1 protein-coding gene is annotated in these 416 nt (G+C 36.8%); it reads right to left on the bottom strand.

Translation table 11 applies throughout. The features are described 5' to 3' along the window. Window positions 1-137: 137 nt before the first annotated feature. Window positions 138-416, bottom strand: a 279-nt coding sequence (locus tag B4033_RS03380; protein ID WP_286832101.1) for a BapA/Bap/LapF family prefix-like domain-containing protein, incomplete at its 5' end; no start/stop codon positions are given.

Here is a 416-nt window from a genome sequence, read left to right as displayed (position 1 = left end):
TGGTTCCGGTTCTGGCTCTACCGGTACTTCCGGCGCAGGATCTATTGGCACTGGCTCATTTAGCTCTAACTGTTCATCATCTTCAACCTCACCACTGTCTGTCGCTGCAACTCCACCAATGAGCAATGTACCAATCGCTATCCACATAAAGTACCGCTTTGCTCTTCAATCACAAGACTAGACGTTAAATCTTCATGATTGTTTGCATAAAAATTTTCAACCACCAATCTTTCGCCACTTCTCAATACTAAAATCAGATTTGTACCGTCTTGAGACATCTGGACAATATCTGATTTAGAAATTTTGATTTTTACAATGGAGCTTTGATCAATTCGAACCGTATCAGCATTCATCTGTATTTTTTCTTTTGTTTTTTTATTAATTAATTGAATTTCTTTCATTTTATTTTCCAAATT

This window comes from Acinetobacter sp. UBA3132, from assembly GCF_002364825.1.
In the GTDB taxonomy this organism is placed as follows: Bacteria; Pseudomonadota; Gammaproteobacteria; order Pseudomonadales; family Moraxellaceae; genus Acinetobacter; species Acinetobacter schindleri.
The sequence above is the reverse complement of the archived record's forward strand: the minus strand, read 5'-3'. Positions and strand labels throughout refer to the sequence as shown.